At 61.4% G+C, this 24,046-nt stretch carries 26 protein-coding genes; 13 read left to right on the top strand and 13 right to left on the bottom strand.

What is annotated here, in order from left to right:
* Positions 1-44: 44 nt before the first annotated feature.
* Positions 45-992, top strand: a complete 948-nt coding sequence (locus TERRO_RS18920) for a metallophosphoesterase family protein (protein WP_014787315.1) — start codon at positions 45-47, stop codon at positions 990-992.
* A 66-nt stretch (positions 993-1,058) separates the two neighbouring features.
* Here TERRO_RS18920 and TERRO_RS23525 read toward each other — a convergent pair whose 3' ends face one another.
* Positions 1,059-1,676 (bottom strand): hypothetical protein, encoded by a 618-nt coding sequence (locus TERRO_RS23525; protein ID WP_014787314.1) that lies wholly within the window; start codon positions 1,674-1,676, stop codon positions 1,059-1,061.
* 196 nt (positions 1,677-1,872) lie between these two features.
* Between TERRO_RS23525 and TERRO_RS18910 the strand changes: the two genes are divergently transcribed.
* The 4 genes from TERRO_RS18910 (at position 1,873) to TERRO_RS18895 (ending at position 6,255) form a co-directional block, all read left to right on the top strand.
* Entirely contained in the window at positions 1,873-4,404 is a 2,532-nt protein-coding gene (locus tag TERRO_RS18910; protein ID WP_014787313.1) for a 2-oxoglutarate dehydrogenase E1 component, read from the top strand.
* A gap of 81 nt (positions 4,405-4,485) precedes the next feature.
* Positions 4,486-4,782 carry a ribbon-helix-helix protein, CopG family gene (locus TERRO_RS18905; RefSeq protein ID WP_014787312.1) on the top strand — a complete coding sequence of 99 codons (297 nt, stop codon included), beginning with the start codon at positions 4,486-4,488 and terminating at the stop codon, positions 4,780-4,782.
* The gene (locus TERRO_RS18900) at positions 4,779-5,147 is read left to right on the top strand and encodes a type II toxin-antitoxin system VapC family toxin (RefSeq protein ID WP_014787311.1); all 369 of its coding nucleotides are present in this window, start codon (positions 4,779-4,781) and stop codon (positions 5,145-5,147) included. The genes TERRO_RS18905 and TERRO_RS18900 overlap by 4 nt, the downstream gene beginning before the upstream one ends.
* Before the next feature lie 73 nt (positions 5,148-5,220).
* A complete protein-coding gene (locus TERRO_RS18895; protein WP_014787310.1) occupies positions 5,221-6,255 on the top strand; it encodes a zinc-binding alcohol dehydrogenase family protein in 1,035 nt (344 codons plus the stop codon).
* Between the two features lie 21 nt (positions 6,256-6,276).
* Here TERRO_RS18895 and TERRO_RS18890 read toward each other — a convergent pair whose 3' ends face one another.
* From TERRO_RS18890 to TERRO_RS18870, 5 genes are all read right to left on the bottom strand, one after another.
* Entirely contained in the window at positions 6,277-8,031 is a 1,755-nt protein-coding gene (locus TERRO_RS18890) for an MFS transporter (RefSeq protein WP_014787309.1), read from the bottom strand.
* 22 nt (positions 8,032-8,053) lie between these two features.
* Complete coding sequence (locus TERRO_RS18885; RefSeq protein WP_014787308.1) at positions 8,054-8,386, bottom strand: phage holin family protein; 333 nt, start codon at positions 8,384-8,386, stop codon at positions 8,054-8,056.
* A gap of 69 nt (positions 8,387-8,455) precedes the next feature.
* A complete protein-coding gene (locus tag TERRO_RS18880) occupies positions 8,456-8,776 on the bottom strand; it encodes an Hpt domain-containing protein (RefSeq protein WP_014787307.1) in 321 nt (106 codons plus the stop codon).
* A gap of 51 nt (positions 8,777-8,827) precedes the next feature.
* A complete protein-coding gene (locus TERRO_RS18875) occupies positions 8,828-9,211 on the bottom strand; it encodes a response regulator (RefSeq protein WP_014787306.1) in 384 nt (127 codons plus the stop codon).
* Positions 9,212-9,387: 176 nt separating this feature from the next.
* Positions 9,388-10,449 carry a 1,9-bis(guanidino)-5-aza-nonane synthase gene (locus TERRO_RS18870; protein ID WP_014787305.1) on the bottom strand — a complete coding sequence of 354 codons (1,062 nt, stop codon included), beginning with the start codon at positions 10,447-10,449 and terminating at the stop codon, positions 9,388-9,390.
* A 247-nt stretch (positions 10,450-10,696) separates the two neighbouring features.
* On the opposite strand from TERRO_RS18870, the gene TERRO_RS18865 reads away from it, so the two are divergent.
* Entirely contained in the window at positions 10,697-11,035 is a 339-nt protein-coding gene (locus TERRO_RS18865) for a GIY-YIG nuclease family protein (protein ID WP_014787304.1), read from the top strand.
* 138 nt (positions 11,036-11,173) lie between these two features.
* Here the strand turns inward: TERRO_RS18865 and TERRO_RS18860 are convergent, their stop codons facing one another.
* Positions 11,174-12,628, bottom strand: coding sequence for a GH1 family beta-glucosidase (locus tag TERRO_RS18860; RefSeq protein WP_014787303.1), 1,455 nt, complete (start codon positions 12,626-12,628; stop codon positions 11,174-11,176).
* A 107-nt stretch (positions 12,629-12,735) separates the two neighbouring features.
* Between TERRO_RS18860 and TERRO_RS18855 the strand changes: the two genes are divergently transcribed.
* Positions 12,736-14,121 carry a nicotinate phosphoribosyltransferase gene (locus TERRO_RS18855; RefSeq protein ID WP_014787302.1) on the top strand — a complete coding sequence of 462 codons (1,386 nt, stop codon included), beginning with the start codon at positions 12,736-12,738 and terminating at the stop codon, positions 14,119-14,121.
* Between the two features lie 155 nt (positions 14,122-14,276).
* On the opposite strand, the gene TERRO_RS18850 is transcribed toward TERRO_RS18855, so the two are convergent.
* Positions 14,277-14,786 carry a DUF2062 domain-containing protein gene (locus TERRO_RS18850; RefSeq protein WP_014787301.1) on the bottom strand — a complete coding sequence of 170 codons (510 nt, stop codon included), beginning with the start codon at positions 14,784-14,786 and terminating at the stop codon, positions 14,277-14,279.
* Between the two features lie 180 nt (positions 14,787-14,966).
* Between TERRO_RS18850 and TERRO_RS18845 the strand changes: the two genes are divergently transcribed.
* Both TERRO_RS18845 and TERRO_RS22385 read left to right on the top strand, forming a co-directional pair.
* Positions 14,967-15,767 (top strand): GNAT family N-acetyltransferase, encoded by an 801-nt coding sequence (locus TERRO_RS18845; protein WP_014787300.1) that lies wholly within the window; start codon positions 14,967-14,969, stop codon positions 15,765-15,767.
* A 39-nt stretch (positions 15,768-15,806) separates the two neighbouring features.
* Positions 15,807-16,580, top strand: coding sequence for a lysophospholipid acyltransferase family protein (locus TERRO_RS22385; protein ID WP_052313394.1), 774 nt, complete (start codon positions 15,807-15,809; stop codon positions 16,578-16,580).
* Here the strand turns inward: TERRO_RS22385 and udk are convergent.
* Together udk and TERRO_RS18830 are read right to left on the bottom strand one after the other, a co-directional pair.
* The gene (udk, locus tag TERRO_RS18835; RefSeq protein ID WP_014787298.1) at positions 16,539-17,198 is read right to left on the bottom strand and encodes a uridine kinase; all 660 of its coding nucleotides are present in this window, start codon (positions 17,196-17,198) and stop codon (positions 16,539-16,541) included. The genes TERRO_RS22385 and udk overlap by 42 nt on opposite strands.
* Positions 17,199-17,200: 2 nt before the next feature.
* Entirely contained in the window at positions 17,201-18,058 is an 858-nt protein-coding gene (locus TERRO_RS18830) for a purine-nucleoside phosphorylase (protein ID WP_014787297.1), read from the bottom strand.
* Positions 18,059-18,319: 261 nt separating this feature from the next.
* On the opposite strand from TERRO_RS18830, the gene TERRO_RS18820 reads away from it, so the two are divergent.
* From TERRO_RS18820 to TERRO_RS18805, 4 genes are all read left to right on the top strand, one after another.
* The gene (locus TERRO_RS18820; protein ID WP_014787296.1) at positions 18,320-18,772 is read left to right on the top strand and encodes a MaoC family dehydratase; all 453 of its coding nucleotides are present in this window, start codon (positions 18,320-18,322) and stop codon (positions 18,770-18,772) included.
* Between the two features lie 125 nt (positions 18,773-18,897).
* Positions 18,898-20,010 carry an MBL fold metallo-hydrolase gene (locus tag TERRO_RS18815; protein WP_014787295.1) on the top strand — a complete coding sequence of 371 codons (1,113 nt, stop codon included), beginning with the start codon at positions 18,898-18,900 and terminating at the stop codon, positions 20,008-20,010.
* A gap of 76 nt (positions 20,011-20,086) precedes the next feature.
* Entirely contained in the window at positions 20,087-20,605 is a 519-nt protein-coding gene (locus tag TERRO_RS18810) for an Asp23/Gls24 family envelope stress response protein (protein ID WP_245536147.1), read from the top strand.
* Between the two features lie 219 nt (positions 20,606-20,824).
* Positions 20,825-21,523 (top strand): rhomboid family intramembrane serine protease, encoded by a 699-nt coding sequence (locus tag TERRO_RS18805; protein WP_014787293.1) that lies wholly within the window; start codon positions 20,825-20,827, stop codon positions 21,521-21,523.
* 244 nt (positions 21,524-21,767) lie between these two features.
* Here TERRO_RS18805 and TERRO_RS18800 read toward each other — a convergent pair whose 3' ends face one another.
* The 3 genes from TERRO_RS18800 to fabG form a co-directional block, all read right to left on the bottom strand.
* Entirely contained in the window at positions 21,768-22,172 is a 405-nt protein-coding gene (locus tag TERRO_RS18800; protein WP_052313478.1) for a helix-turn-helix domain-containing protein, read from the bottom strand.
* Between the two features lie 297 nt (positions 22,173-22,469).
* Positions 22,470-22,991 (bottom strand): GNAT family N-acetyltransferase, encoded by a 522-nt coding sequence (locus tag TERRO_RS18795; protein ID WP_052313393.1) that lies wholly within the window; start codon positions 22,989-22,991, stop codon positions 22,470-22,472.
* 291 nt (positions 22,992-23,282) lie between these two features.
* A complete protein-coding gene (gene fabG / locus TERRO_RS18790) occupies positions 23,283-24,032 on the bottom strand; it encodes a 3-oxoacyl-[acyl-carrier-protein] reductase (protein WP_014787290.1) in 750 nt (249 codons plus the stop codon).
* Positions 24,033-24,046: the final 14 nt, after the last annotated feature.

The following is a 24,046-nucleotide window of genomic DNA, read 5'->3' as shown; positions in this document are numbered from 1 at the left end:
GCGTTCATATTCCAGCCGCGCAGCGGGCGTTACACTCTTGGCCTATGCCACCTCTCTCCCGTCGCCGATTTCTGTCGCTCGCTGCCGCCACGGGCGCTGTCGCCGCCGCGCCCGCTTCATTGCTCGCGCAAGCGCCGTCGCACGACTTCACCTTTCTGCACGTGACCGACACGCATCTCCAGCCCGAACTGCACGCTGCCGCCGGCTGCGCAATGGCCTTCAAGAAAGCGCGCACACTCCACGCCGACTTCGCCATTCAGGGCGGCGATCACATCTTTGACGGTCTCGCCGTACCCGCCGCACGCTCGACAGAACTCTACAGCCTCTATGCGGAGACCGAGCAGCAACTCGGACTGAAGACGTACCACGCCATCGGAAACCACGACGTCGTCGGTCTGAACCCAAAGAGCGGCATGAGTCCCCAGGATGCGGGCTTCGGCAAGAGCTATTTTCAGGATCACGTCGGTCCGCTCTACCAAAGCTTCGACCACAAGGGCGTGCATTTCATCGTGCTCGACTCCATCGGCATCGCACCGGATCGCAGCTACTACGGCTTCATCGACGACGCGCAGATCGCGTGGCTGAAGGCAGACCTCGCCAAGCAATCGCCCGCCACGCCAATCATCGTCACGACGCACATGCCGCTGGTCACCGCATTTCCGCAATACATGGAGATGCAGGCGCCCCTTGCCGTTCGAAACACTTTGTCCGTCTCAAACGCATACCAGATCTACCCGCTCTTCGAGGGCAAGAATGTCATCGGCGTCCTGCAGGGCCATACGCACATCAACGAACGCGTCGAGTGGAAGGGCGTGCAGTACCTCACCAGCGGCGCCGTCTGCGGCAACTGGTGGGAGGGTGCGCGTATGGGCTTCGCCGAGGGCTTCACCGTCTGCACCGTGCGCAACGGCAGGCTCACTACCCACTACGAGACCTACGGCTTCAAAGCCGACCACCAGGGCGCGGAGCACGGCGCAAAGCCCTCCGCATAAAACAAAAGCTTCAGCCGCCGGAACCCACATCCCGGTAGCTGAAGCTGTCCTGCAAGCAAAGGCTGTTTAGGCCTTCGCTTCCTGGTAGTGCTCAATGTGCTCGTAGATCTCGCTCGGAAACTTCAGGTTCCGATAGAGATTCCCACTATCCGGATCATTCGCATCGATGAACTGGAACTCCTGCTCAGCCTGCCACTGAATCAGACGTTCGCGCTTGGGCGGCGTATAGTCGCGACCCTCCACCTGCTGCAGCATCGCGCGTGCCTGTGTGTCCGAGAAGTCGGCATCCTTTGTAAGCCACGCCAGCACCTCGTCATGCGGCAGGAAATGCCGAGCCACCATCGCAAACACCAACCGGCCGTAATGGCCGACGTCATTGCCCCCATCCAGCGCGTCCAACAGCGTGGCCATCATCGGGTCCTTGCGCAACTCGGCCTCGCCGCCTTCATCCGCTGAACCGCGATCCGTTTCAGTTGCAACAGGAGCAGCACTCTGTGCGGTGCTGGGTGACGGTGGCTGCTTCAGGTCCATCTCCGCCACGGTGTGCGACGTGTGCTGCTGCGCAGACTTCAACTTCGCCAACTCCGCCTCCGCCCGCTCTGCACGTTCGGTTGCAACCTGCAGCGCCTGCTGGCTCTCGTCCTGGATCACCGGCTCTTCAAATTCGATTGTGCGTTCCTGCATGACTGCCTCCGTGTTCGCTTTCTGTTCGCTATCGTTCTGACGTCCTTGATCGAAAACGCGTTGTCTCCGTGACTCGGAACGCTATCCCCTTAATGGGGAAGAAATGGCCGAATAACGAACATCGATACCGTAAATCGCACATCCCGCGCTCCCCATGCGATAACGCAAAGGTCTATCCTTATGAACACGAGGAAGCATGGCGAACAGGGCGAAGTCAATCGGTAAGGCAGCAGCGGCGGCGCAGACAGCAGCCGCAGCGACAGAGGAAACCTTGAGCAACCCGCAGTTGCGGACGGAAGTCTTTGAAATCTTCCGGCGCTGGGGCTACCTCCAGGCCACGCTCGATCCGCTCAAGCAGTACCTGCCCGCGGAGCCATTTCCCATCGACCTGCCTGAAGGCTCCGACGCAATCGCCGAAGAGGCACGCCGCTATTACTGCGGCAACATCGCACTCGAGTTCTCACACATTGCGTCGCCCGAAAAGCGTGAGTGGCTGCAGCAGAAGATGGAGCAACTGCCGGTAGAAACACCGCAGCAGCAGGCCCAGACCCTCACCGGCCTCATCAAGGCTGACATCTTCGAACAGACCATCCAGCAGCGTTACCTCGGCACCAAGCGCTTTTCCCTCGAAGGCCTCACTGCACTGATCCCGTACCTCGATCGCACTTTTGAAGTCAGCTCAGCGCTCGGCGTGGAAGTCTGTCACTTCGCGATGAACCACCGCGGCCGTCTGAACGTGATGGTCAACACCGTCGGCCGTTCCGCAGCGGATATCTTCACCAAGTTTGAGGACGTCGATCCGCGCAGCCACCTTGGCGGCGGCGACGTGAAGTATCACCAGGGCGCAACGGGCACATATACGGCACCCGACGGTAAGAACATCAAGCTGCACCTCGCCTCCAACCCATCGCACCTTGAGGCAGTTGACCCCGTCATCATGGGGCGCGCACGTGCTCGCCAGGTCCGCCTTGGCGCGGACGGCCCAAAGAAGGTGCTGCCGATCATCATCCACGGCGACGCAGCCTTTGCAGGCCAGGGCATCTGGGCAGAGACTCTGGTCCTTGCCACCATCAACGGCTATACCGTTGGCGGTACCATCCAGATCGTCGTGAACAACCTGCTCGGCTTCACGGCAGAGCCGCTTGAGTCCAACTCGTCGCGTTTCGCAACTGACATGGCGAAGCGCCTGCCAATCCCCATCTTCCACGTCAACGCGGAAGATCCGGACGCCGTCGTCCGCGTCGCCGCTATCGCTGCGGAGTATCGCGCAACCTTCGCCTCGGACGTCGTCGTCGACCTTATCGGCTACCGCCGGCACGGCCACTCGGAAGTGGATGACCCCACGGTCACGCAGCCGCGCCGCTACGCGAAGATCAAGGAAACTGAGCTGCTGTACAAGAGCTACGCAAAGCGCATTGGCGTAGACGCGGCATCGGAGATCAAGGCGACCAGCGACAAGCTTCTCGCCGACCAGGCGCTGGGCAAGGAAGCCCTGCACCCACCCACTCTGGCCGAACTGCCGGACTATTGGAACAAGTACAAGGGCGGCTATCTGCCGCAGGTTGATCCCGCCGTCACCGGTCTCCCGGTCGACGAGATCAAGCGCCTGACGTCGCTGATCACCAGGACACCGGAAGGCTTCAACGTTCACCCCAAGGTCAAGGCTCTGCTGAAGCAGCGCGACGAGATGGGTGCAGGTACCAAACCCTTCGACTACGGAACCGCAGAGCTTGTAGCCTACGCATCTTTGCTGGAAAAGGGCACACCTGTGCGCCTCTCCGGTCAGGATTCGCAGCGCGGAACCTTCAACCAGCGCCACAGCTTCTTTACAGACGTCGAGACCGAAAAGCGCTGGTCGCCGTTGCAGAACATCAATGCGAACCAGGGCCAGTTCGAGGCCTACAACTCCATGCTGAGCGAAGCCGGTGTCCTCGGCTTCGAGTACGGCTACTCGCGCGACTTCCCGGAGACACTCACGCTCTGGGAAGCTCAGTTCGGCGACTTCGCCAACGGCGCGCAGATCATCATCGATCAATTCATCGCGGCCGGTGAAGCCAAGTGGCATCTGTACTCGGGCGTCGCTATGCTGCTGCCGCACGGCTATGAAGGCCAGGGCCCGGAGCACTCGTCCGCACGCATGGAGCGCTTCCTGCAACTCTGCGCGACCGACAACATGTACGTCACGCAGCCGTCGAACGCCGCGCAGTACTTCCACCTGCTGCGTCGCCAGGCACTCAGCGAATACCGCAAGCCGCTGGTCGTCTTCACACCGAAGAGCATGCTGCGCCACCCCGATGCCATCTCGCCCATCGCAGACTTCGGAGCGGAGCACTTCCAGACCGTGCTCGCCGATACGGAAGCCAAGGACCCAAAGCGCATCCTGGTGTGCAGCGGCAAGATCGGTCACAACCTGCGTGTGGAACGCGCCAAGCGTGGCGACTACTCCACCGCCATCGTCTTCGTCGAGCAACTCTACCCCTGGCCGGAAGAGGCCTTGGCAAAGGCGCTCAACATGTACCCCTCCGCCGAAGAAGTCGTATTCGTGCAGGAAGAGCCGGCCAACATGGGCGCGCTCAGTTACGCGTACCCACTTCTGAAGCGCACCGCCGGCAACCGCCGCGTACTGCGTGTGTCGCGCTCCGCTGCAGCCAGCCCGGCAACCGGCTCGGCCAAGGCGCACGAGCTGGAAGAGAAGATGTTGCTCGAACTCGCCCTCGGCAAGAAGTAGTCCCAATAGGGGAAACACCAGTCAGGCCGGGCCTTTGGCCCGGCCTGACCGCGTTTGTGCCGGGTGTATCATTTCCGCAAGATGCAGCTGACGATCGACATTCCGGAGCAGGAACTAGGCGAGCTTGACCGCCTGACCGTGAAGACGAACGCGTCTCGTGAAGAGATTGTGCAGCAGGCTTTGCGAGCATTCCTGACCACCGAATCCGAGCAACTACCCGAACCGCTTGTCAAAGATCCCGAAGAACGAGACGCGATCCTGCAGGCAGCCTTTGGTTCCTGGAAGGACTTTCCCGAGGACGGGCTGGCATATCAGGAAAGAATGCGACAGGAATGGGTAAGGGAGTGGGATCCAGAATGGACTGAAGAGAAGGCATGAAGCCCGGTGCCCTCTTCGATACGAACATTCTGATTGATCTCTCAAGAGGCCACGCTGAGGCGAGTCTCGAGGTGTCTCAGCACGATCAACGGTTCATCAGCCGTATCAACTTCATCGAAGTACTCGCCGGGGTCGTGGAGCAAAACGCGCGGGAGACACGAAGGCTGCTCGATCTGTTCGCGACCTTCGACCTGTCCATCCAAATTGCCGAACGCGCGGCACTGTTACGTCGGACTACTAGGCTCAAGCTGCCGGACGCCATCATCTACGCCACAGCGCTCGAGCACGATCTGACGCTCGTAACTCGCAATACCAAAGACTTCAGCGAGACCATGCCCAACGTCCGGATTCCATATCTCCTATAGCCCGGCGCAACATGTACGTCTCAACGTTCGCGCGGTGCATTGACCCCGGGCGACCTGCGTTTAGACTCAGTGCATGAAGGCTGTTGGCTATAAGACACCGCTTCCAATCGACAATCCGGATGCCCTCCTCGACATTGAGCTCGTCGAGCCGATCGCGCGAGATCGCGATCTGCTGGTTGAGGTCAAAGCCATCTCCGTGAACCCGGTCGACACCAAGCAGCGCAAGGCTGTGAACCCGGACGACGGTCAGGACTACAAGGTCCTCGGATGGGACTGCGCCGGCGTCGTCGTCGGTGTGGGCAAGCTGACGTCTCTCTTTAAAAAAGGCGATGAGGTCTTCTACGCAGGCTGCATCGCGCGGCAGGGTGCCAACGCACAGTTCCACACCGTGGATGAGCGCATCGTCGCGCACAAGCCCAAGAAACTGAGCTTCGCCGAGTCCGCCGCCCTCCCGCTCACGTCGCTCACGGCTTGGGAGATTCTCTTCGACCGCTTCGGCGTCGAGCAGCGCCGCATCAGTTACAACGCCACTCGCAAGGGTTCCATCCTCATCATCGGCGCCGCGGGCGGCGTGGGTTCCATGCTGATGCAGATCGCTTCGCACCTCACACCGCTGACCGTCGTCGCCACGGCCTCCCGCCCCGAGACAACAGAGTGGTGCACCAAGATGGGCGCGCACTACGTCATCGATCATCACCGCGACATCCGCACCCAGATGCAGGAACTCGGCCTCGGCGAGGTCGAGTACATCGCGCTTCTCTCAGCCACGGACACGCACTATCCCGGCATCGCGGAGCTGCTCGCGCCGCAGGGCAAGATCGCCATCATCGACGACCCGCAGAAGCCCGTCGACGCACGCCCGCTCAAGCGCAAGAGCGGCTCCATCTGCTGGGAGTTCATGTTCACGCGCTCCTACTACGAGACGCCGGATATCCTCCGTCAGCATGACTCCCTGACCGAAGTTGCAAAGCTGATGGACCTCGGCTCCCTGAAGACCACCATCACGCAGAACTACGGCGCCATCAACGCGCAGAACCTGAAGATGGCGCACGCCTGGCTTGAGAGTGGCCGCTCCATCGGCAAGATCGTGCTGGCAGGCTGGGAGTAGTCCTCCCAGCCTGCCTGTCGTCTAGGCGTGGTGTGCTTCGTCGGTGATCTCTTTCGCGTAGACCTGGTGGGTCACGCGCGGCAGATCATCGCCCTTATGCATGTCCCGCACGGCCTGCAGCAGCGTGAAGTCGTCCGTGGTCATGCGTTCGCGGCTGCGCAGATAGTCCAGCCAGCTTTCCATCACGAAGGTCTCCTCCAGCCGCTCAGGATCGTTGCCGTCCCGGAAGACACCCCAGCGAATGGCGCCCGCACGCAGTCGCACATCGCGCACCTTGTGGACCTTCTTCACAAACTCGTTGTAATGCTCTACCGGCACGACGTAATCGATCAGGATGCGCACCGGGCCGTCCTGCGGTGCCGGCTCGATCTCAAGGTGCGGCGCCGGACGTTTCCACTGGTAAGGCGACAGATCGGGCAGCGTGCCGCGCAGCACATGCAGCCGCAGCGTCAGCGGCAGGCATAGCGCCATCATGCAGGCACTGCTGGCCAGCGCAACCGTCACGCTGGTATGTTCGGCGACAGCGCCCCACGCAATCGAGCCCAGCGCCAGGCCGCCTTGAAAGACCATCTGGTACATGCCCAGCGCACGTGCCTGCACCCACCCCGGCGAAGACAGTTGCACACTGACATTCAGCGTCGACATCGTGCTCGTCCACGCGAATCCACCCGCGATCAGGAACAGGATGTCGAGCCATGCGTAGTGCACATACGCCAGCACCAGCATGGTCGCGATGTACTGTAGACTCGCCGCAGCCAGGATTCGGTCAGCGCTGAAGCGTGCCCGCACCCGCGCCAGCATCACCGCGGCAATCACCGCACCCAGGCCCATCGAACCGTTCAGAATGCCGTAGCCCAGCGCACCTGAGATACGCCCGTGCTCAAATTCGCGCCGCGCAACAACCGACAGCAGAGACCACACGGCGGCCACCGAAAAGGTAAACAGGAACGACCGCAGATAGACCGCCTGCAACGTTGGCGCATACCGCAGGTAGCGCAAACCCGTTCCCACCGAGCCCATGATGCGCTCCGCCGGTAGTGCCGACTTGAATAGCGGCTTACGCTTCCACACATACAACACCCAGATGACCGCGGCGAACGACCCCGCGTTCAACGCAAAGACCCACCCCGCACCGGTGCTCGCCTTTACAAACGCCGCCACCATCAGGCCGCCCAGTGCAGGCCCCACGGCGCGCGCCAAATTGTTGCTTGCCGCGGCCAGTGAGACGGCATTGGGCAACTGGTCCAGCGGCACCAGCTCGGGCACAATCGCCTGCCACGCCGGGCTGTTCATCGCCGAGCCGATGTTCATCAGGAACGTCAGCGCCAGCAGCATCACCGGGCTGATCACACCGAAGAGCGCCAGCACCGCCATCAGCGCCACCGCAGCCATCTGCCACGTCTGCCAGAAGATCAGCAGCCTGCGCCGCTCAAAGATGTCGGCAGTGGCGCCGGCGAACAGGCCCAGCAGCAGCACCGGCGCACTCGCCGCCGTCTGCATCAACGCAATCAGCAGTGGCGATCCGGTCAGCGCCGTCATCAGCCACGTGGCGGCAGTGTCCTGCATCCACGTGCCCACACCCGATACCGTCGAGGCGATCCAGCGATCACGGAAGAGCGGGATACTCAGCGGCGCAAAGCCATCACTGCTGCCGCCCGGAACTTCGGGCCCTTCGACTGCAGGAACCGCTGCAACACCTGCGGGGGAATCACCGGCAGGCCTTGCCACCGGCATGGGTGTTTCGTCGGTGTTGTCCTGGCCGGCCCCGGGATTCATACCTTTATGCTACCTGCTGGCCTTAGGCAAGCCCGCCCAGCAGCATATTCACAACGGCCACTACCAGCGCGCACAGGAACGCAGCCGTGAAGTTCTTCACGGCAAAGCCACGCAGGAAGCGGGAGACAATCCAGATCATGATGGCGTCGCAGATTAAATACATCAGTCCAGGCAGCAGCCAGGTCAGCGGGAACGCCATCACCCGGATCAGAAATCCCAGCGTCGCATTCAACAGCCCGATCAGCACAGCGGCAATCATCGCCGTGCCGAAGCTTTCGATCTCTACGGTAGGCAGCAGATAAGCGGCAACCATCAGCGACAACGCGCTAAGGATCCAGATCAGTAGAAGGTGCATAGAGCTTTGGAAGGGATCGCAATGCGATGGGTTGCGCGGAGCGATCGCGCTTTTGTCCTGCGGCGTGGTTTAGCTCTCAAGACGCGGCTGCATGCACGCGGTAAGGGCGGCAACATGTTTCTCAAGCCGCTCCGGCTGCGGCAGCCCATCATTCTCCAGGGTCAGCTCGATGGCGCGCGCATGCTCCGTCGCATCGTTGAAGCCAAACATACCCAGCGATCCCGCCAGCTTGTGCGCAATAGAAAGCGCTTCGGCACGCTGTTCCGGATCGATCGTGCGCGAGTTCGCCAGGTCATCCGCGGCCCGCTGCAGGATCGCCAGACGCTCGCGTGTCTGCGGAATGGACTTCTGCCATATCGCGGCGATCGAGGCTTGCAGTGCGTCGGTCATATTGGGGAAGATGGGCCGACACGCCGTAGGGTTGGCAGGACTGCGTAACTTTTACGCTGCGACCGGATCCCAATCCAGGACTTGTGCGATCTGCGCCGCCAACGTCATTGGATCAAATGGCTTGAACAGGACTGCAGCAACACCAAGATCAGCGAATCGGCGCTGGTCAACACCCTGCACCTTTGCCGTCAGAAGGATCACGGGAATCTGCGAAATCAGCGGATTCTTCTGCATCTCGCGGAAGGTCGTGGGCCCATCCATCTCGGGCATCATCACATCCATCAGGATCGCTTCCGGCTGCTCCGCAATCGCCGCTCGAATACCACTGGCACCCGAACTGGCCGTGATGACCTCCCACCCAGCAGTGGCTTCCAGGGTCAGCGAGGCGACCTCGCGGATATCATCTTCGTCGTCGATCAGCAGAATGCGGTGCATACAGGAATCATCTTAGGACGTGCCATTCGGGGCGACCGTACCGCTTCCGTGGGATGGCCACTTCCACGAAAGAGACTGCCTTTCTCGGCAAAAGGTTTGCAGGCCAAAAGGAAAATGCCGGCAGAGCCCAAGGGGGCACTTCCGGCATATCTTCCATGCAGAATGTTATGAAGCAGTTACGCCGTGACGGGCTCCAGAACCTGCGAGAAGTTCTTGCCGGTCCGGGCCGCATGAGCCTTCTTGTGGAAGGCATAGCCGGCAATCAGCGGCAGGGCGATCGTCGCCTCGCTGAACACCATCTGCTCCCACGTCAGGTCGACCTTGCCCCAGCTCGAAGCTTCCTTCAGCGTCGATCCCGAAAGGGCACCGTCGCGTGCATCCGCAACCGTAATCTGGATAGCGTACTTATGCATGCTGGCCTCAACACCCAGAATGTCCGCAGCCACCACAATGTCCTGCGCAAAGTTCTTCGGAACACCGCCGCCAATCATCAGCAGACCGGTCGTCGGATTCTCCAGCTTCAGCTGCGTCAGCTCGTAAAAGTCCTTGCCGGAGTCGATCGAGCACATCGCCTTACCCTGGCGCGCATGCTGATGCGCCACAATGCCGAAGCCGAACGAGCAGTCCGAGAACGCCGGGCAGAAGATCGGCACATTCTTCTCGTAGCAGGCCAGCACGATCGAATCCGCATTGCCGTTCTTCGGCGTGCGACCCTTGTCCACCAGGTACTTGCCCATCTCGCGGATGTACTCGCGCGATGAGTAGACGCCGGGCTTCATGCTGTTGATGATCTGGTGCGTCGCTTCATCGCAGATCCGCAGCTCTTCCTCATCGATGAACGTGTCATAGATGCGGTCGATCATCAGCTCGCGCAGTTCAGCATCGCCCGCGCCATACTTGTATTCTTCGCCGGCCACATAGTGGCGGAAGCCAAGCGCTTCAAAGAAATCCTGGTCAACAATGTTCGCGCCCGTCGAAACGATCGCGTCCACCATGTTGTTGCGCACCAGGTCGACAATCACCTTCTGCAGGCCCGCAGAGATCAGCGATCCGGCCAGGCAAAGGATCACGCCACACTCGGTATCGCGCAGCATCATGTCGTAAATGGTCGCGGCACGAGCAAGGTCACGCGAGGAGTAGGCCATGGAGGCCATCGCATCGACCAGCGGAACAACGTTGTGCTCGCTGATGTCGATGTGCTTAATCGGGGTCTGGAGGAGTTCCTGTTTCGTCGCCATATCGCTCTCCAGTTTATCGTGTCCTCGCCTTTAACAACGCGGGTTTTATGAAGATTCTGCGAACGGGCGAGGCGCCGCCAGCGTCGTTCTCAGCACGCGCCATGCTCCCGTTGTCATCTTCCTTTAAAGTTGTCATCCCGCAGCGAAGCGGAGGGATCTGCATGTAAGCCAGCCCGTCCATCCCATCCCAGAGGGCAACGCAATAAATCCGTTCGTGCGCAGCACGAACTTTGTTACGATCCCGCACATGCCAAAGGTCCACGGCTACTGGGTCTACATCTTGTCGAGTCGCTCAAAAACTCTTTACGTCGGCGTAACGAACAGTCTCGTCCACCGTGTGCTGCAACATCGAGACGGTAAAGGGAGCGTCTTCACCACGCGTTATCGAGTGGCCAGGCTGGTCCACTTCGAGTCATTCCAGTACATTCAGGACGCAATCGCCCGGGAGAAAGATTGGAAGGACTGGCGGCGGGAACGCAAGGTCGCCCTCATCGAGAAGGGGAACCCTTCGTGGAGCGACCTCGCAGAAGGCTGGACTCGTGGGGTCGAGACCCCGCAGTACGACTGGAAGCGCGCTCGTGAGTAGCGGTTCGCGCCCGCGCAAATGGGTGTATGTCCTCGCCCGCTGCATCGGATCGGCTTGGCGGGCCGGCACACCTGCAGATCCCTCCGCTTCGATGCGGGATGACAGCTGTGAAAGTTAGGCGGCAACGTCTGAGAGCGGCTACAGCGAATTCCGCGCAATCAAGTTCCTATAAAACTCACTGCTAAGTTTCGGCGTCCGCTTCTGTGTCTTAAAGTCCACATACGTAATCCCAAAGCGCTTGTCATACCCGTCCGCCCACTCGAAGTTATCCAGCAGACTCCAAAGGAAATACCCCTTCACCGGCACACCCTCGCTCGTCGCCCGCTGCAGGTGCGTCAGGTAGTTCCGCAAATACATCACGCGATCCGTGTCGTAGATGTGCCCATCACCCGCCACCACATCGGCAGACGAGCAGCCATTCTCCGTAATGTAGATCTCCTTCAGATCCCAGCACTCGTTCGCCAGTCGAGGCGCCCAGTACAGCGCATCCGGACCCACGGTGAGCCATGGACTCTCCATGTGCGGATAGCTCGCAGGATTCCCCACAATGTCATATCCCTTCGCATTCTTCACCGCGCGGGCATAGGTCGCCGTGTAGATATTCAAGCCCTGGAAGTCCAGCGGCGATCCGATCGCCTTCATCTCTTCCTGCGTAAACTCCGGCGCATCCGCTCCCAGCGTCTGCAGATACTGGTCGGTGTACCTGCCCGTACGCATCACGGTCAGGTACCCCGCGTTCTCCTCGACCGTCGCCTTCTTCGCCGCCGCCACATGCTCCGGCGAATCGAAGACCGGAACAACCGCCGTCAGATTCTCCGCCGATCCCACCTTCACATGCGGAGCAGCCGCGCGAATTGCCTGCACCGCCAGCCCATGCGCCAGCACCGCATGATGACGCACCTGCGCCAGCTTCCCGCGGCTTAGCTTCAGCCCCGGCGCGTGGATGCCGTTCCCATAGCCCAGCTCCACAAACGTGCTGATCTCGTTCATCGTCATAAAGTGCGAGCAGACGTCCGCCAGCTTGCCCGCCGTGTACCCGGCATAATCGGCAAACAGCTTCGCCGTCTCGCGGTTCTGCCATCCACCCTTGTCTTCCAGCGCCTGCGGCAGATCCCAGTGATACAGCGTGCACCACGGCTCAATTCCGGCCGCACGCAGCGCCTGGCAAAACTTCCGGTAGTGGTCGATGCCCTTGGGATTCGGCTGCCCCGCACCGTCCGGGAAGATCCGCGACCACGCCACGGAGAACCGGCACGTCTTCAATCCCAGGTCCTTCATCAGCGCAATATCTTCGGCATAGCGGTGATAGCTGTCCGTGGACACATCGCCGGTATCACCGTTATGGGTCTTGCCCGCCGTATGGCTGAACGTATCCCACACCGTCTTGCCCCGGCCGTCCTCGTTCACCGCACCTTCCACCTGGTACGACGCCGTAGCCGATCCCCAAAGAAACCCGGCAGGGAAGCGGCGGTCACCGGTCGCGGTGGCGCGCGACACAGAGGGTGCGGCAAACATACGAAACGGCAGGGCAGCTGCGGTTACTAGCGAGCCGGCAAGCTGGCCAAAGGTCCTGCGCGAGATGCGATACGGCATGAGGTAATTCCCTTCAGGGTGATGTTAGACCCGCCGCAGAACGATACCGATATTTTGCAAGGCAATCTCTGAGTCCACCCGCCGCTTGGTACGCTCTTAAAGACAGCATGATCATTAACTTCTCTGAGCGCGCGCATAACCATAACTGGGATCTCGATCCCATCGTGCGGTCGCTGCTCGACACCGACTTCTACAAGCTGCTCATGCTCCAGTTCATCTGGAAACACTTTCGCAACACCCGCGTGACCTTTGGCCTGCGCAACCGCACTGCGCGTTTCCGCCTGGCCGAGATGGTGCCGCGCGAGGCCGTCCTCGCCCAGTTCGAACACGTGCGCCGCCTGCGCTACCGCAAATCCGAGATGATCTGGCTCGCCGGCAATACCTTCTACGGCACCCGCGGCATCTTCGAACTGGCGTTCCTCGAGTGGCTCGAAAACGACTTCCGCCTCTCTGACTTCCAACTCTCGGAGCGTGATGGCCAGTTCGAACTCGTCTTCGAGGGAACCTGGGTTGAAGTCACCATGTGGGAGATCTACGCGCTCTCCATCCTGAATGAATTGAAGACGCGCGCCGCACTTAAGGGCATGAGCGAGTTCGAACTCGACATCCTCTACGCCCATGCAAAGACCCGTCTCTGGGGCAAGATCGAAAGTCTGCGCGGCGTTCCCGGCCTCGCCGTTGCAGACTTCGGCACACGCCGCCGCCACTCCTTCCTCTGGCAGGAGTTCGTCGTTGAAGCGATGCACAGCGAACTCAAGGGCACCTTCACCGGCACCAGCAACACCTTCCTGGCCTACAAGCACGACATGGAAGCCATCGGCACCAACGCGCATGAACTGCCCATGGCGATGGCTGCCATGTCCTCGAACGATGAGCACATCAAGACCGCGCAGTACCGCATGCTCGAGCTATGGCAGCAGACCTACGGCGGCTCACTGCAGGTCATGCTGCCCGACACCTATGGCACCACGCAGTTCCTCGAAGGCGCTCCGGATTGGGTAGCCGACTGGACCGGCCAACGTGTGGATTCGAAGGATCCCTTCGTCGCCGGCGACGAGTACATCGCATGGCTCGAATCGCGCGGCAAAGATCCGAAGAACAAACTGCTCATCGCCAGTGATGGCCTCGATGTGCACGAGATTCTCAGCCTGCACGCCTACTTCGCCGGCATCGTCACGCCCGGTGTCAGCGTCCGCGACTTCCGCAGCGCCGCCGACTTTGAAGACAGTCGCAAGTGGCGCCACGAACGCCGCATCCGCTTCTCATCCGGTTGGGGCACACTTCTGACGAACGATTTCCGCGGCTGCCATCCCCGCAACGAAGACGCGCTGGAGCCCATCTCGCTCGTCTGCAAACTCACCTCCGCAGAAGGCCGCGCAGCCGTCAAACTCTCTGACAACTACGAGAAGGCCAGCGGCCCGCCGGAACTGGTCGAACACTACCGCAAGATCTTCGGCCTCGCCGGCATCGCAAAGATCCCGGTCATCGTCTAGGAGCAAGTTTCCGCTGTGCGAAAAACCGCAGATCGTACAGTGGTTCCGCACGTCGCAAGATCGCGACAAGCCACAGATGCCGATTGATCGGAAGGGCACAGCTTAAGCTGTGCCAATAACGCCCTCCCGCGGACCGGGCTTTTAGCCCCTGAGGTTTAGCTTTCCGACACGACTGCTGACCGAGGATGCCGCATAGCCCGCTCCAGCATGTGCCCCAGCAGCATCGCCAGCGCCGGCATCAGCACCGCTGCAAACCCAAGCCACACCACCAGCGCATGCCATTCCCACATCCAAAGCGATCGCAGCAGCTGCAGCGGATGCTCATGAATCAGCCGCAGCAACTCCGTCTTCTCCAGCGGCAGTGGATCAGTCCCAAACAACACCGTGCCTGCGTGCAGGAATGGCAGCAACATCAACAACTGCATGGGGTATGCGCCGTGTACGCCGATCTGTGATGCTGCGTGCTTCAGCTTGAACAGGTGAGTCACCGCGACGGTCAGCACCGTGGACGAACCAATGATCGGATTCACCCCAATGATGAAGCCGGCTGCCAGGCTCCATCCCAATCGTTGCGGCGACGCACCATGCCGCAGCATGCGCACCACAGGCTCGATCAGCTTGCGCCATGCCCAGCTGTGCCGTCGATCTTCAAGCTTTGTGATCATCCTCGAACAGCCTACAGTGCGCGCTCCCGCAGCGGGTTACAGCCGTTTCATCGCATTGCAACCATTCCGTACACGCACTTTTACCGTGTATTCGCGGCATCGTTGCGAAGGCAGGCCAAACTCTGCATCAGAAGCGATCCCAAGCGCGTTTCACGCCGCGCATCGCCTGGAGCCGAAGCCATGCTGAACAGCGTTCTCACGCCGTCGCAACATTCGATACCGGTCACACTGGTCATGCCTCTCGCTCAACCGCACGTCATCGCAGAGTGCGGGCCATATCGCGCCCGGCTTGCGACCACCGATGCAGAGCGGCATGCAGCCTTCCGTCTTCGCTTCATGGTCTTCAATCTGGAACTCGAAGAAGGTCTCGACTCCGCGTACGAGACGGGCTTCGACACCGATCACTTCGATGATGTCTGTGACCACCTGATCGTCGAAGACACGCGCACCGGCGCAGTCGTCGGAACCTATCGCATGCAGTCTGGCGAAACGGCCGCACGCAACTTCGGCTACTACTCTGAGCAGGAGTTCGACTTCACGCCCTACGAGTCCATGCGCTCGCGCATCGTGGAGCTTGGCCGCGCCTGCGTACACCGCGACCACCGCACCTCAGAAGTCCTGAACCTGCTGTGGAAGGGCATCATGCGCTACGCCGTCGCGCGCGGCAGCCGCTACCTCATGGGTTGCTGCTCGCTCACCTCGCAGTGCCCGCGCGAAGGCAGCGCCGTCTACGAGTCGCTGCTCGCCTACCGCATCGAACCCACGCTCATGACGCAGCCCACCGCCACCTACGCCATGCCAACCCTGGAAGACGCCCTGCTGGACGAGGCCGAAGCTCCACGCCTCCTGCGCGCCTACCTGGCTGTCGGAGCACGCATCTGCTCCTCACCCGCCATCGACCGCTGTTTCAAGACCATCGATTTCCTCACCATGATCGATCTCGAAACCATGAACCCGCGTATCGCCCGCCGCTACCTCTAACGAGCACCGCAGAAAGATCGGACTGGCAAGAACATTTTGATGACCATCGTACGACTTGTCAGGATGCTGATCACCATGTGCGCGGCCTGGGTACATGGCTGCATCGTGCGGCCGCGTACCCTCGCCGAACGCGGCGCATGGCGAGGGATGTGGGCCGGCTACATCCTCCGCTCACTGGGCATAAGAATGGTGATCGAAGGCCGCCCCCCAGCCTCCGGCCTCGTCGTCGCAAACCACATGAGCTACGTGGACGTCCTCACGCTCGGCTCCGTGCTGCCCGCCATCTTCGTCTCAAAGTCTGAAGTCCGCGGCTGGCCCCTGGTAGGTCCGCTGATCACACGCGGCGGCACCATCTTCCTCGAGCGCGGCCGGGCACGCGCCGCAGCAGAGGCAAACCGCGTCGTAGCAAAGACCCTCGCAGAGCGCGTTCCCGTAGTGATCTTTCCAGAGGGCACAACCACCGCCGGCGACCGCGTCCTCCCGTTCCACGGAGCACTCTTCGAATCCGCCATCCGGCAGGGCGCTGAAGTCTGGCCCGCCTCCGTCTCCTACAGCTTCCTCGACGGCGAAAACGCCGCACGAACCGTAGCGTACTTCGGCGACGACACACTCATGCCGCACCTGTTCCGGCTCGCCGGCAGAAACGACGTAGTAGCCCACGTGCGCTTCGCAGCGGCACCGATCGCCGCAACCGACCGTGCCAGGGCAGCCATCGCCGCCCGCGAAGAAGTCGTCGCACTGCTCAGCTACGACGGCCTCGACAGCAGCTGTCTAGACAGCGCCATCACTCACCAGCAGACCGCGACGGCGTAGCGAGCCCAGCACCAGCTCAATCGACCAGTCCAGCGCCTCCGTCCCCGCCACCGTCACGTCGGCACTCTCGCGACAGGGCAGAACATACTGCTCCGCCATCGGCCGCGCAAAGGTGTTGAACTGTTCGATCACGCTCGCCTCCGTGCGGCCGCGCTCCCGCACATCGCGATGGATCCGGCGCGTCAGGCACACCTCATGCGGTGCATCGACGTAGACCGTAAAGTCGTACAGCGGCAGCAGATCCTCGTAGTGCAGCGCAAGAATCCCCTCCACAATCAGAAACCGCGTCGCCGCAATGTGTTCCGTCACACCCGGCACACGCGAGTGCGTATTGAAGTCATAGGTCGGCCGATCGATCGCGCCGCCCTCACGCAAAGCCTCCACATGCCGCACGATCAGATCGTGCTCCAGCGAATCCGGATGGTCGAAGTTGTAGTGGTCCCGCTCCGTACGCGACAGGTGCGTCAGCGACCGATAGTAGAAATCCAGAGGGAAGAGGACTGCATTCAACTGCTCCGCAAGCTCGCGCGCCAGCGTCGTCTTCCCGCTGCCCGAACAGCCACCCACCGCCAGCACCACCGGCCGGATCACACCGCTCAACGTAAGCTGTTCTGCCATGCCTACGCGGCACCCGTCGCGGCAATCTGCGGCACCAGCGCCTTCAGCAACGCGCCGAACCGCGCCCCCGCCTGCGCACCAATCTCCATCACTTCCAGATGATTGATGTTCTCGCTCGTCACCCCCGCCGCAGCGTTCGTCACCAGCGACAACCCAAGCACCCGCATCCCCATGTGCCGAGCCACGATCACCTCATGCACCGTACTCATACCCACCAGATCCGCACCCAGCACACGGAACGCACGGATCTCCGCAGGCGTCTCATAACTCGGCCCCAGCACAGCCAGGTACACGCCCGTCTGCATCGTCCATCCCTGCGTCGCAGCTTCTTTCTTCGCCAAATGCAGCAAAGCCGGCGTGTACGCAGTCGTCATGTCAAAGAAGCGCAGACCGGCGCCCTCGGCTACGCTGAAGCGCGGCTCATTCGCACCCAGGGCAGCGTTCGTGCCCGTCAGGTTGATGTGGTCGCTGATGCCCACAATCGACCCCGGTGCAAAGTCCGCACGGATGCCGCCCGCAGCATTCGTTACAACCAGCGACGTCACACCCAGCAACCCAAGCACCCGCGCCGGAAACGTCACCTCGTCCATCGGGTAGCCCTCGTACGCGTGCACCCGGCCCTGCATCACGGCAACCGGTACACCCGCCACCGTACCCAGCACCATGCGCCCGCTGTGGCCCTCCACGGTGCTCTGTGGAAAGTGGGGAATCGACGCATACGGAACGGCAACCGCATCCTCCACGCTCTCCGCAAAGTCGCCCAGACCTGACCCCAGAATGATGCCCAGCCGCGGCCGGTGTAGGGTCTGTGCGGCAAGGTAGTCCGCAGCAGCGCGTGCGCGTGTGTAAAGGTCAGTCATGAGTCACTCGATTCCCCGGGGAACTCGCTTCCCCTCGCAACAGTGAATCACATGTTCGGCACGCCGCTTAACCGTAACTGCACGTTCCACTTGGCCGGATACCGCTCCGCAGCCCGGCCCGTTCCGCACTGCCTTTGGTAGACTTCGGTTCTCTCGCGCAGGGCACTTTCCTGCGCCTCAAGCAGACCTCGCGGGCTAGATCCAACGCCCGCGCACACGGCCTTCGCCGAACCCATCTCGCATTGCACAGGAGTGCTACCCATGTCGGACGAACTCTACTTCGAAGACTTCAAGCTCGGCCACAAGTTCGCCTCCATGAGCAGCACCAAGGTCAGCGCGCAGGAGATCACGGAGTTCGCGGAAAAGTATGACCCGCAGCCCTTTCACCTCGACGAAGCCGCCGGCAAAAGCACCTTCTTCAAGGGCCTGGCCGCCTCCGGCTGGCTCACCGCAGCCATCGTCATGCGAATGCGTGTCGAAAACATCAAGGTCCACGGCGGCATGATCGGCGCAGGCGTCGAAGAGATTCGCTGGACCGAGCCCGTCCGTCCCGGCGACACCCTCCGCACCGAAAGCGAAGTGATCGCCCTCCGCCCCTCGCAAAAGCGCCCGCAGTACGGTCTCGTCACCATCTTCACCAACACCTTCAACCAGCGCGACGAAGTCGTGATGAAGAGCACGGTGAAGTTCCTGGCGCCCATGCGCAATGCCTGAGTTCGTGAAGACTGGGTCTGCCGGATCGCGGCATCAGCGACCGTCGTCGCCACCTGGGCCCGATAAGCCGAACCACACTAGTTACTACCTCGTAATCCACGTCACCAATCGGTAAACTAGCACCCATGATGCGGATGACGGTTCTCGCCTCGGGGTCCAAAGGCAACAGCGCCGTCATCGCCTCGTCGCGAACGCGCATCCTCGTCGATGCAGGTCTCTCCTGCCGCGAACTGATGCGCCGTATGGCTGCCGTGGGCGAAGATGCCTACGCACTCGACGCCATCCTCATCACGCATGAGCACGCCGACCACGTCAGCGGCCTGCCCGTCATGGCCCGTAAGCTCGGCATCCCGGTCTATTTCACTGAGGCGACCCACCGCGCCTGGGTTCGCCAGATGACGCCGCGCACCACCATGAGCTACAAACAGTGGCTGGAAAAGACCGCCCGCGAAAAGCAGGAGCGGCTTGAAGCCCAGGCGCTCGCCCACCAGATCGCCGTCGAAGCCAGCGAAACAGACGACCAGCCTCTGGAAAACTTTCTCGCGAACGATATCGATGTCGACGCGGCCGCGCGCACGTCGCCATTTCACCCGATCGAAATTCCGGCGAACCCGCCGAGCCCCGGCATCGATGCCACCACAGATCCCGGCGGCGCACTCATCGCCGCCACACAGGACGATCTCTGCGACGATCTCTCCACCGAGACGAAGAAGAGCCTCCGCGAAGATCCCAGCTACCTGCCCGCCGTCGAGTACTTCCGTGCGGGCCGCCACCTCGCCATCGGCGACATCGACATCCTGCCCTTCACCATCCCGCACGACGCCGCGGACCCCTGCGGATTCGTCTTTTCCGCAGAGGGCTTGCGCTTCGGATACGCCACGGATCTCGGCTATGTTCCTGAAAACGTGAAACTTGCGCTGAAAAACTGCGACGTCCTGCTTCTGGAATCGAACCACGACCTTGAGATGTTGCGCGACGGTCCGTACCCCTGGAGCGTTAAGCAGCGCGTGCTCTCCCGCGTCGGTCACCTCTCCAATACGGCCGCGGCGGAGTTCCTCACCCGCGACTACGACGGCGGCGCACGCTACGTCGTCCTGGCCCATCTCTCTGAGAGCAACAACATGCCGGAACTGGCCCGCCTGGCAGCCGAACAGGCCCTCGGAGACCGCCTCAGCCTGCTCGGCAACCGGGTGCTCCTGGCACCCCAGTCTGACCCCATGGAAAGCCTCTGCCTCTAAGACTGCCGTCTGGACCCCTGTCGACTTTGCCGGGTTCTTGAATCGGTACTGGCATCAGTGCATCGAACCTAATAAGATGGAACGTGAAGCGATGATGAATCAAGAGCCCACAGGATACGTGCAGGACCTGCAAGCACACGGCGTTGCCGGAGCGCTGCTTGGCAGCGACAAAGGCTGCTGCGACCAGGTCGTCGGTGACATCCTCTCCGGCTGGCGCTATGACGTTTCGTCGGTCTCGACCGAAGTGCTCGGTGTCTACGAGACTCATCTGGCGGAGTGCTGGCACTGCCGCGCACGTCAGCGTCTGCATCGGACCATCGACGTGGTGCTGCTGTCTCTCTTCACCCTCTCCGCCTTTGCCTTCCTGCTGGCGACCATGATCGTCCATCGCGGCCCCTGGGCTCAAATGACCTTTGCCGAGTTGCACATGCGTCATCTCTCCATGGCACTCACGCTGCAGACTGCTGCGGTCGCTGGCCTCGTCATCTCGGTGCTCATGTGGATCCTCGTTGCCATCGCAACGCCCGCGCCCGGCCTGATCTCGCACACCGTGCAGCAGCGCCGCCTCTCGCACGGCCGCGAGAGCGACCTGTAGCAGCGGCCGCACCGCGCGCTTTCATGAACCGCCCCCGGCACCGAGTCCAACTTCAATCCGTTTCCCGGCACTTCAACGGCAGATGTACGCCGCGAGGACGAAGCTCTGCAACAGGCCGCTGCGCCTGTTCAGCGGCGGCGTAGCAGCAGCTTCCGCCGCTTCTCGCAGGCGCCCGCGACCTACATCCTGCTCGGCATCAACATCGCCGTCTATGTGTGGATGGTGCTGGCGCGTGTCGATGCCCTCACACCCACCCCCGATGACCTCATGCGCTTCGGCGCAAACAATGCCGAAGCAGTCCTCGGTGGCCACGAGTGGTTTCGCATCCTCTCCGCCATGTTCGTTCACGTAGGCATCGTCCACCTCGGCTTGAACATGTGGTGCCTCTGGAACCTGGGCGTCATCGGCGAGCCGCTGCTCGGCGTGCTCGGCATGTTCAGCGTCTACCTGCTCACCGGCGCCGCGGGTAACCTGCTCTCCGTCGCGGTCAACTTCTATACCGGTGCCTCAGGGGAGGTTGGCGCAGGCGCCTCAGGAGCCGTCTTCGGCATCGCCGGCGTGCTCATCGTCCTCTTCAGCAACAAGCGGCTCTCAGAGCCGCGTCCCGGCTTTCGTGGCATCCCTCTGGAAGATCTGCGGGCCATCCGCCGCTCGGTCATCCAGTTTGCCGTGCTCAACCTTGTCATCGGTCTCAGCACTAACGTCGGCCCGCTCATGCGCGGCATTCACATGGCAGACGTGCACATCGACAACATGGCGCACATCGGTGGCTTCACCAGCGGCCTTGCCATCGCCGTGCCGCTCGTCCCGCGCATGACCAGCGGTCGCGAACGCTACCTCACGCGCCAGAAGATGACCTTCGCCGGCGCAGCGCTCGCCATGGCACTCTTCGGCTACTTCCTATCCCACCTGCAGTAGACAGCCTCAGCGATGGCGTGCCAGACACGCCAGGCGGCTTTGAGGCACGCTCATTTACATCAGCTTGGGGAAGCAGGACTTAGGACAGTCGAAGGGCGGGCTGAAGGCAACGTCATGCCCACGCCGGATGCATCTGGTGGATCGTCAGCGAGCTGTAGTCGCGTTAGTGGTACCCGTAGGATCCCGGGCGCTCTTGGAGGAGCCTGCGAGGCGTCCCTCTGAGCAATACTCCGGACGTCAACGATTATGTCAGCGTCGTCTGGGCAAACTTTCGCACCATCGCCAGCAGCAGCTTCCGATCACTGTCCGACAGGTGAGCGCTGTACCGCTGGATCTGTGTCAGGAACCGGATCTCGTCCTCTGAAAGCGCAATTGCCGCAACGTCGCGGCTCACCGGGTCGTCCGCGAAAAACTGGCTCAGCGGCAGGTCCAGCGCGCCGGCAATCTTCTGCAGCGTGTCCAGCGACGGCACCGTATGCCCGTTCTCTACGCGCGAAAGATAGCAGCGCAGCAGACCCGTGCGCTTCTCGATATCACCTTGCGACATGCCCTTTTGCAGGCGGTAGCCGCGAATCGTCGTCCCGATATTCATCGCCGCGGGTCCCGTTGCTCTTGCCGTTGGCAGTGCCACCGGCATCATCATGTGCATGTCAGCCATTGACCACAAAGTAACGAGGGCCGAAATCGCTGACAAGGGGAAACTTCAACTCCGGCGGAATGCGCGAACCACCGCGGATTCGTGACGAGGCTGAGACGGAGTCGCGCAGTCGATACCTTTGCTGCGCATGACCAGCATTGCAACACAGCGCCTAGGGTTAGCGGGACAGACAAGCCCATCCTGTAGCGGATGGCGTGCATCTGCGTGCGTCGCGTACAAGTTTATTTTCTCCAGTGGAAAATTCGGTACATTCCATCGAACTGTCGCTGCCCTGCATTCCGACCGGTCTCATCCAGGACCGATACGCAGCTCCATAAACAGCAGGTTGTCCACGGGATTGTCATTGTGCCGGTCGGTCTCGGCGAAGCCCAGCGCACGGTAGAGTCGCACAGCATCGGGCATGGCGTTCGCCACCGTATCCAGCAGTACGGACTCTGCCCCGTGGCTTCGGGACCACTGGATAGCCGCATCCGCCAGCGCACGCCCCATGCCCCTGCCTCGAGCAAGCGGCTCAGTCCACAAACGCTTCAATTCGGTCGCTCCAGGACGGTCCGGCCGCAACTTGATGGCAACGCAGCCAGCCGGCTGGTCCCCAAGGAAAGCAAGCAGCAGGGCAGCATGCGGCTCGACGTACCGCTGGCCCAGTTGCTCCAGCTCCTTGTCGTAATCCACCAGACAGATGTTTACCGGTCCAGCCGGGTTCTCGACAAGGAAGCGTGCGTAGTGATGCAACAGGAGCGTCGCGACAGCATGGTCTTGTGGCCAGACTGCGGGGCGGATCGTGATCGTCGCGTCGGAAGGTGCGGCCATGCGAAAAGATTGCCACAGATCGCCAACCGGGGCAGCTACGAAATCGCTGTCAAGCCCCAAATCCCGCATCTGTCACATTACAAACGACATAGAGTTGGCGGGTTATTTCTCCAATTCCTCTATCCTTTTAATAGGCCCTTCAGCAGAAGGAGGGTGGGATGAGCCTCTGGCGTTAAGTCCTTTAGAATCTAATTTTTGCGTGTAAACCCAATAGAATCTAATTTTTACAGACACCCTGCCTGCTAAGTCCTTTAGAAAGTAATTTTTACGAAAATGGGGGGAGGGGTACCCCTACCCCATGTACAGCCCGCCGTTCACATCCAGCGTGTGACCGGTGATATAGCTCGACTCTTCGCCTGCCAGGAACCGGACCGCTGCGGCAATGTCGTCCACGGTGCCCGCGCGTCCCAATGGAACGGCACCCAGCATCGCCTTCTTCTGGTCTTCCGTCAGTACGTGCGTCATATCCGTCTCGATGAAGCCCGGTGCCACGGCATTCACGGTGATGTTGCGGCTCGCAAATTCGCGTGCCAGCGATTTCGTCAGGCCGATCAGGCCCGCCTTCGAAGCAGCATAGTTCGCCTGCCCCGGAGCGCCCAGCTCACCGTTGACGCTCGAGATGTTGATGATCCGGCCCCAGCGAGCCTTCATCATCGGCTGCAGCAGCGCCTGCGTCAGCAGGAACGCACCCTTCAGGTTGGTCGTCAGAACATCGTCCCAGTCAGCGGACTTCATCCGCAGCACCAGGCCATCGCGAGTCACACCCGCGTTGTTCACCAGGATATGAACGGCGCCCAGCTTCGCGAGGATGTCTTTCGCGCCAGCCTTGATGGCCTCCTCGTTCGACACATCCAAAGCGAAGGCTTCAGCCGTACCGCCGGCCGCCTCAATCTCGGCCTTCACCTCGGCCAGCTTGCCCTCATTGCGAGCCGCCAGAGCGACTGTTGCACCGGCCTTCGCCAGCTCCAGCGCGATCGCCCTGCCGATACCCTGCGATGCTCCAGTGACGAGTGCGACGCGACCTTCAAGACCTGCTGCCATGCTTGCTGAACCCT

Source organism: Terriglobus roseus DSM 18391, assembly GCF_000265425.1.
Lineage (GTDB): Bacteria > Acidobacteriota > Terriglobia > Terriglobales > Acidobacteriaceae > Terriglobus > Terriglobus roseus.
Note: the sequence above shows the minus strand (reverse complement) of the source record. Positions and strands in the feature narration are given on the sequence as shown.

Excerpts from the sequence above, each read along its gene's own strand:
- TERRO_RS18880 (WP_014787307.1), bottom strand. The coding sequence starts at position 8,776 with ATGACCGACGCACTGCAAGCCTCGATCGCCGCGATATGGCAGAAGTCC.
- TERRO_RS18860 (WP_014787303.1), bottom strand. The coding sequence starts at position 12,628 with ATGCCGTATCGCATCTCGCGCAGGACCTTTGGCCAGCTTGCCGGCTCG.
- TERRO_RS18885 (WP_014787308.1), bottom strand. The coding sequence starts at position 8,386 with ATGCACCTTCTACTGATCTGGATCCTTAGCGCGTTGTCGCTGATGGTT.
- TERRO_RS18905 (WP_014787312.1), top strand. The coding sequence starts at position 4,486 with ATGCAGCTGACGATCGACATTCCGGAGCAGGAACTAGGCGAGCTTGAC.
- TERRO_RS18875 (WP_014787306.1), bottom strand. The coding sequence starts at position 9,211 with ATGCACCGCATTCTGCTGATCGACGACGAAGATGATATCCGCGAGGTC.
- udk (WP_014787298.1), bottom strand. The coding sequence starts at position 17,198 with ATGGCAGAACAGCTTACGTTGAGCGGTGTGATCCGGCCGGTGGTGCTG.
- TERRO_RS23525 (WP_014787314.1), bottom strand. The coding sequence starts at position 1,676 with ATGCAGGAACGCACAATCGAATTTGAAGAGCCGGTGATCCAGGACGAG.
- TERRO_RS18895 (WP_014787310.1), top strand. The coding sequence starts at position 5,221 with ATGAAGGCTGTTGGCTATAAGACACCGCTTCCAATCGACAATCCGGAT.
- TERRO_RS18865 (WP_014787304.1), top strand. The coding sequence starts at position 10,697 with ATGCCAAAGGTCCACGGCTACTGGGTCTACATCTTGTCGAGTCGCTCA.
- TERRO_RS18845 (WP_014787300.1), top strand. The coding sequence starts at position 14,967 with ATGCTGAACAGCGTTCTCACGCCGTCGCAACATTCGATACCGGTCACA.
- fabG (WP_014787290.1), bottom strand. The coding sequence starts at position 24,032 with ATGGCAGCAGGTCTTGAAGGTCGCGTCGCACTCGTCACTGGAGCATCG.
- TERRO_RS18910 (WP_014787313.1), top strand. The coding sequence starts at position 1,873 with ATGGCGAACAGGGCGAAGTCAATCGGTAAGGCAGCAGCGGCGGCGCAG.
- TERRO_RS18855 (WP_014787302.1), top strand. The coding sequence starts at position 12,736 with ATGATCATTAACTTCTCTGAGCGCGCGCATAACCATAACTGGGATCTC.
- TERRO_RS18850 (WP_014787301.1), bottom strand. The coding sequence starts at position 14,786 with ATGATCACAAAGCTTGAAGATCGACGGCACAGCTGGGCATGGCGCAAG.
- TERRO_RS18805 (WP_014787293.1), top strand. The coding sequence starts at position 20,825 with ATGGTGCTGGCGCGTGTCGATGCCCTCACACCCACCCCCGATGACCTC.
- TERRO_RS18800 (WP_052313478.1), bottom strand. The coding sequence starts at position 22,172 with ATGCACATGATGATGCCGGTGGCACTGCCAACGGCAAGAGCAACGGGA.
- TERRO_RS18795 (WP_052313393.1), bottom strand. The coding sequence starts at position 22,991 with ATGGCCGCACCTTCCGACGCGACGATCACGATCCGCCCCGCAGTCTGG.
- TERRO_RS18830 (WP_014787297.1), bottom strand. The coding sequence starts at position 18,058 with ATGACTGACCTTTACACACGCGCACGCGCTGCTGCGGACTACCTTGCC.
- TERRO_RS18870 (WP_014787305.1), bottom strand. The coding sequence starts at position 10,449 with ATGGCGACGAAACAGGAACTCCTCCAGACCCCGATTAAGCACATCGAC.
- TERRO_RS18900 (WP_014787311.1), top strand. The coding sequence starts at position 4,779 with ATGAAGCCCGGTGCCCTCTTCGATACGAACATTCTGATTGATCTCTCA.
- TERRO_RS18810 (WP_245536147.1), top strand. The coding sequence starts at position 20,087 with ATGGAACGTGAAGCGATGATGAATCAAGAGCCCACAGGATACGTGCAG.
- TERRO_RS18820 (WP_014787296.1), top strand. The coding sequence starts at position 18,320 with ATGTCGGACGAACTCTACTTCGAAGACTTCAAGCTCGGCCACAAGTTC.
- TERRO_RS18890 (WP_014787309.1), bottom strand. The coding sequence starts at position 8,031 with ATGAATCCCGGGGCCGGCCAGGACAACACCGACGAAACACCCATGCCG.
- TERRO_RS18815 (WP_014787295.1), top strand. The coding sequence starts at position 18,898 with ATGATGCGGATGACGGTTCTCGCCTCGGGGTCCAAAGGCAACAGCGCC.
- TERRO_RS18920 (WP_014787315.1), top strand. The coding sequence starts at position 45 with ATGCCACCTCTCTCCCGTCGCCGATTTCTGTCGCTCGCTGCCGCCACG.
- TERRO_RS22385 (WP_052313394.1), top strand. The coding sequence starts at position 15,807 with ATGACCATCGTACGACTTGTCAGGATGCTGATCACCATGTGCGCGGCC.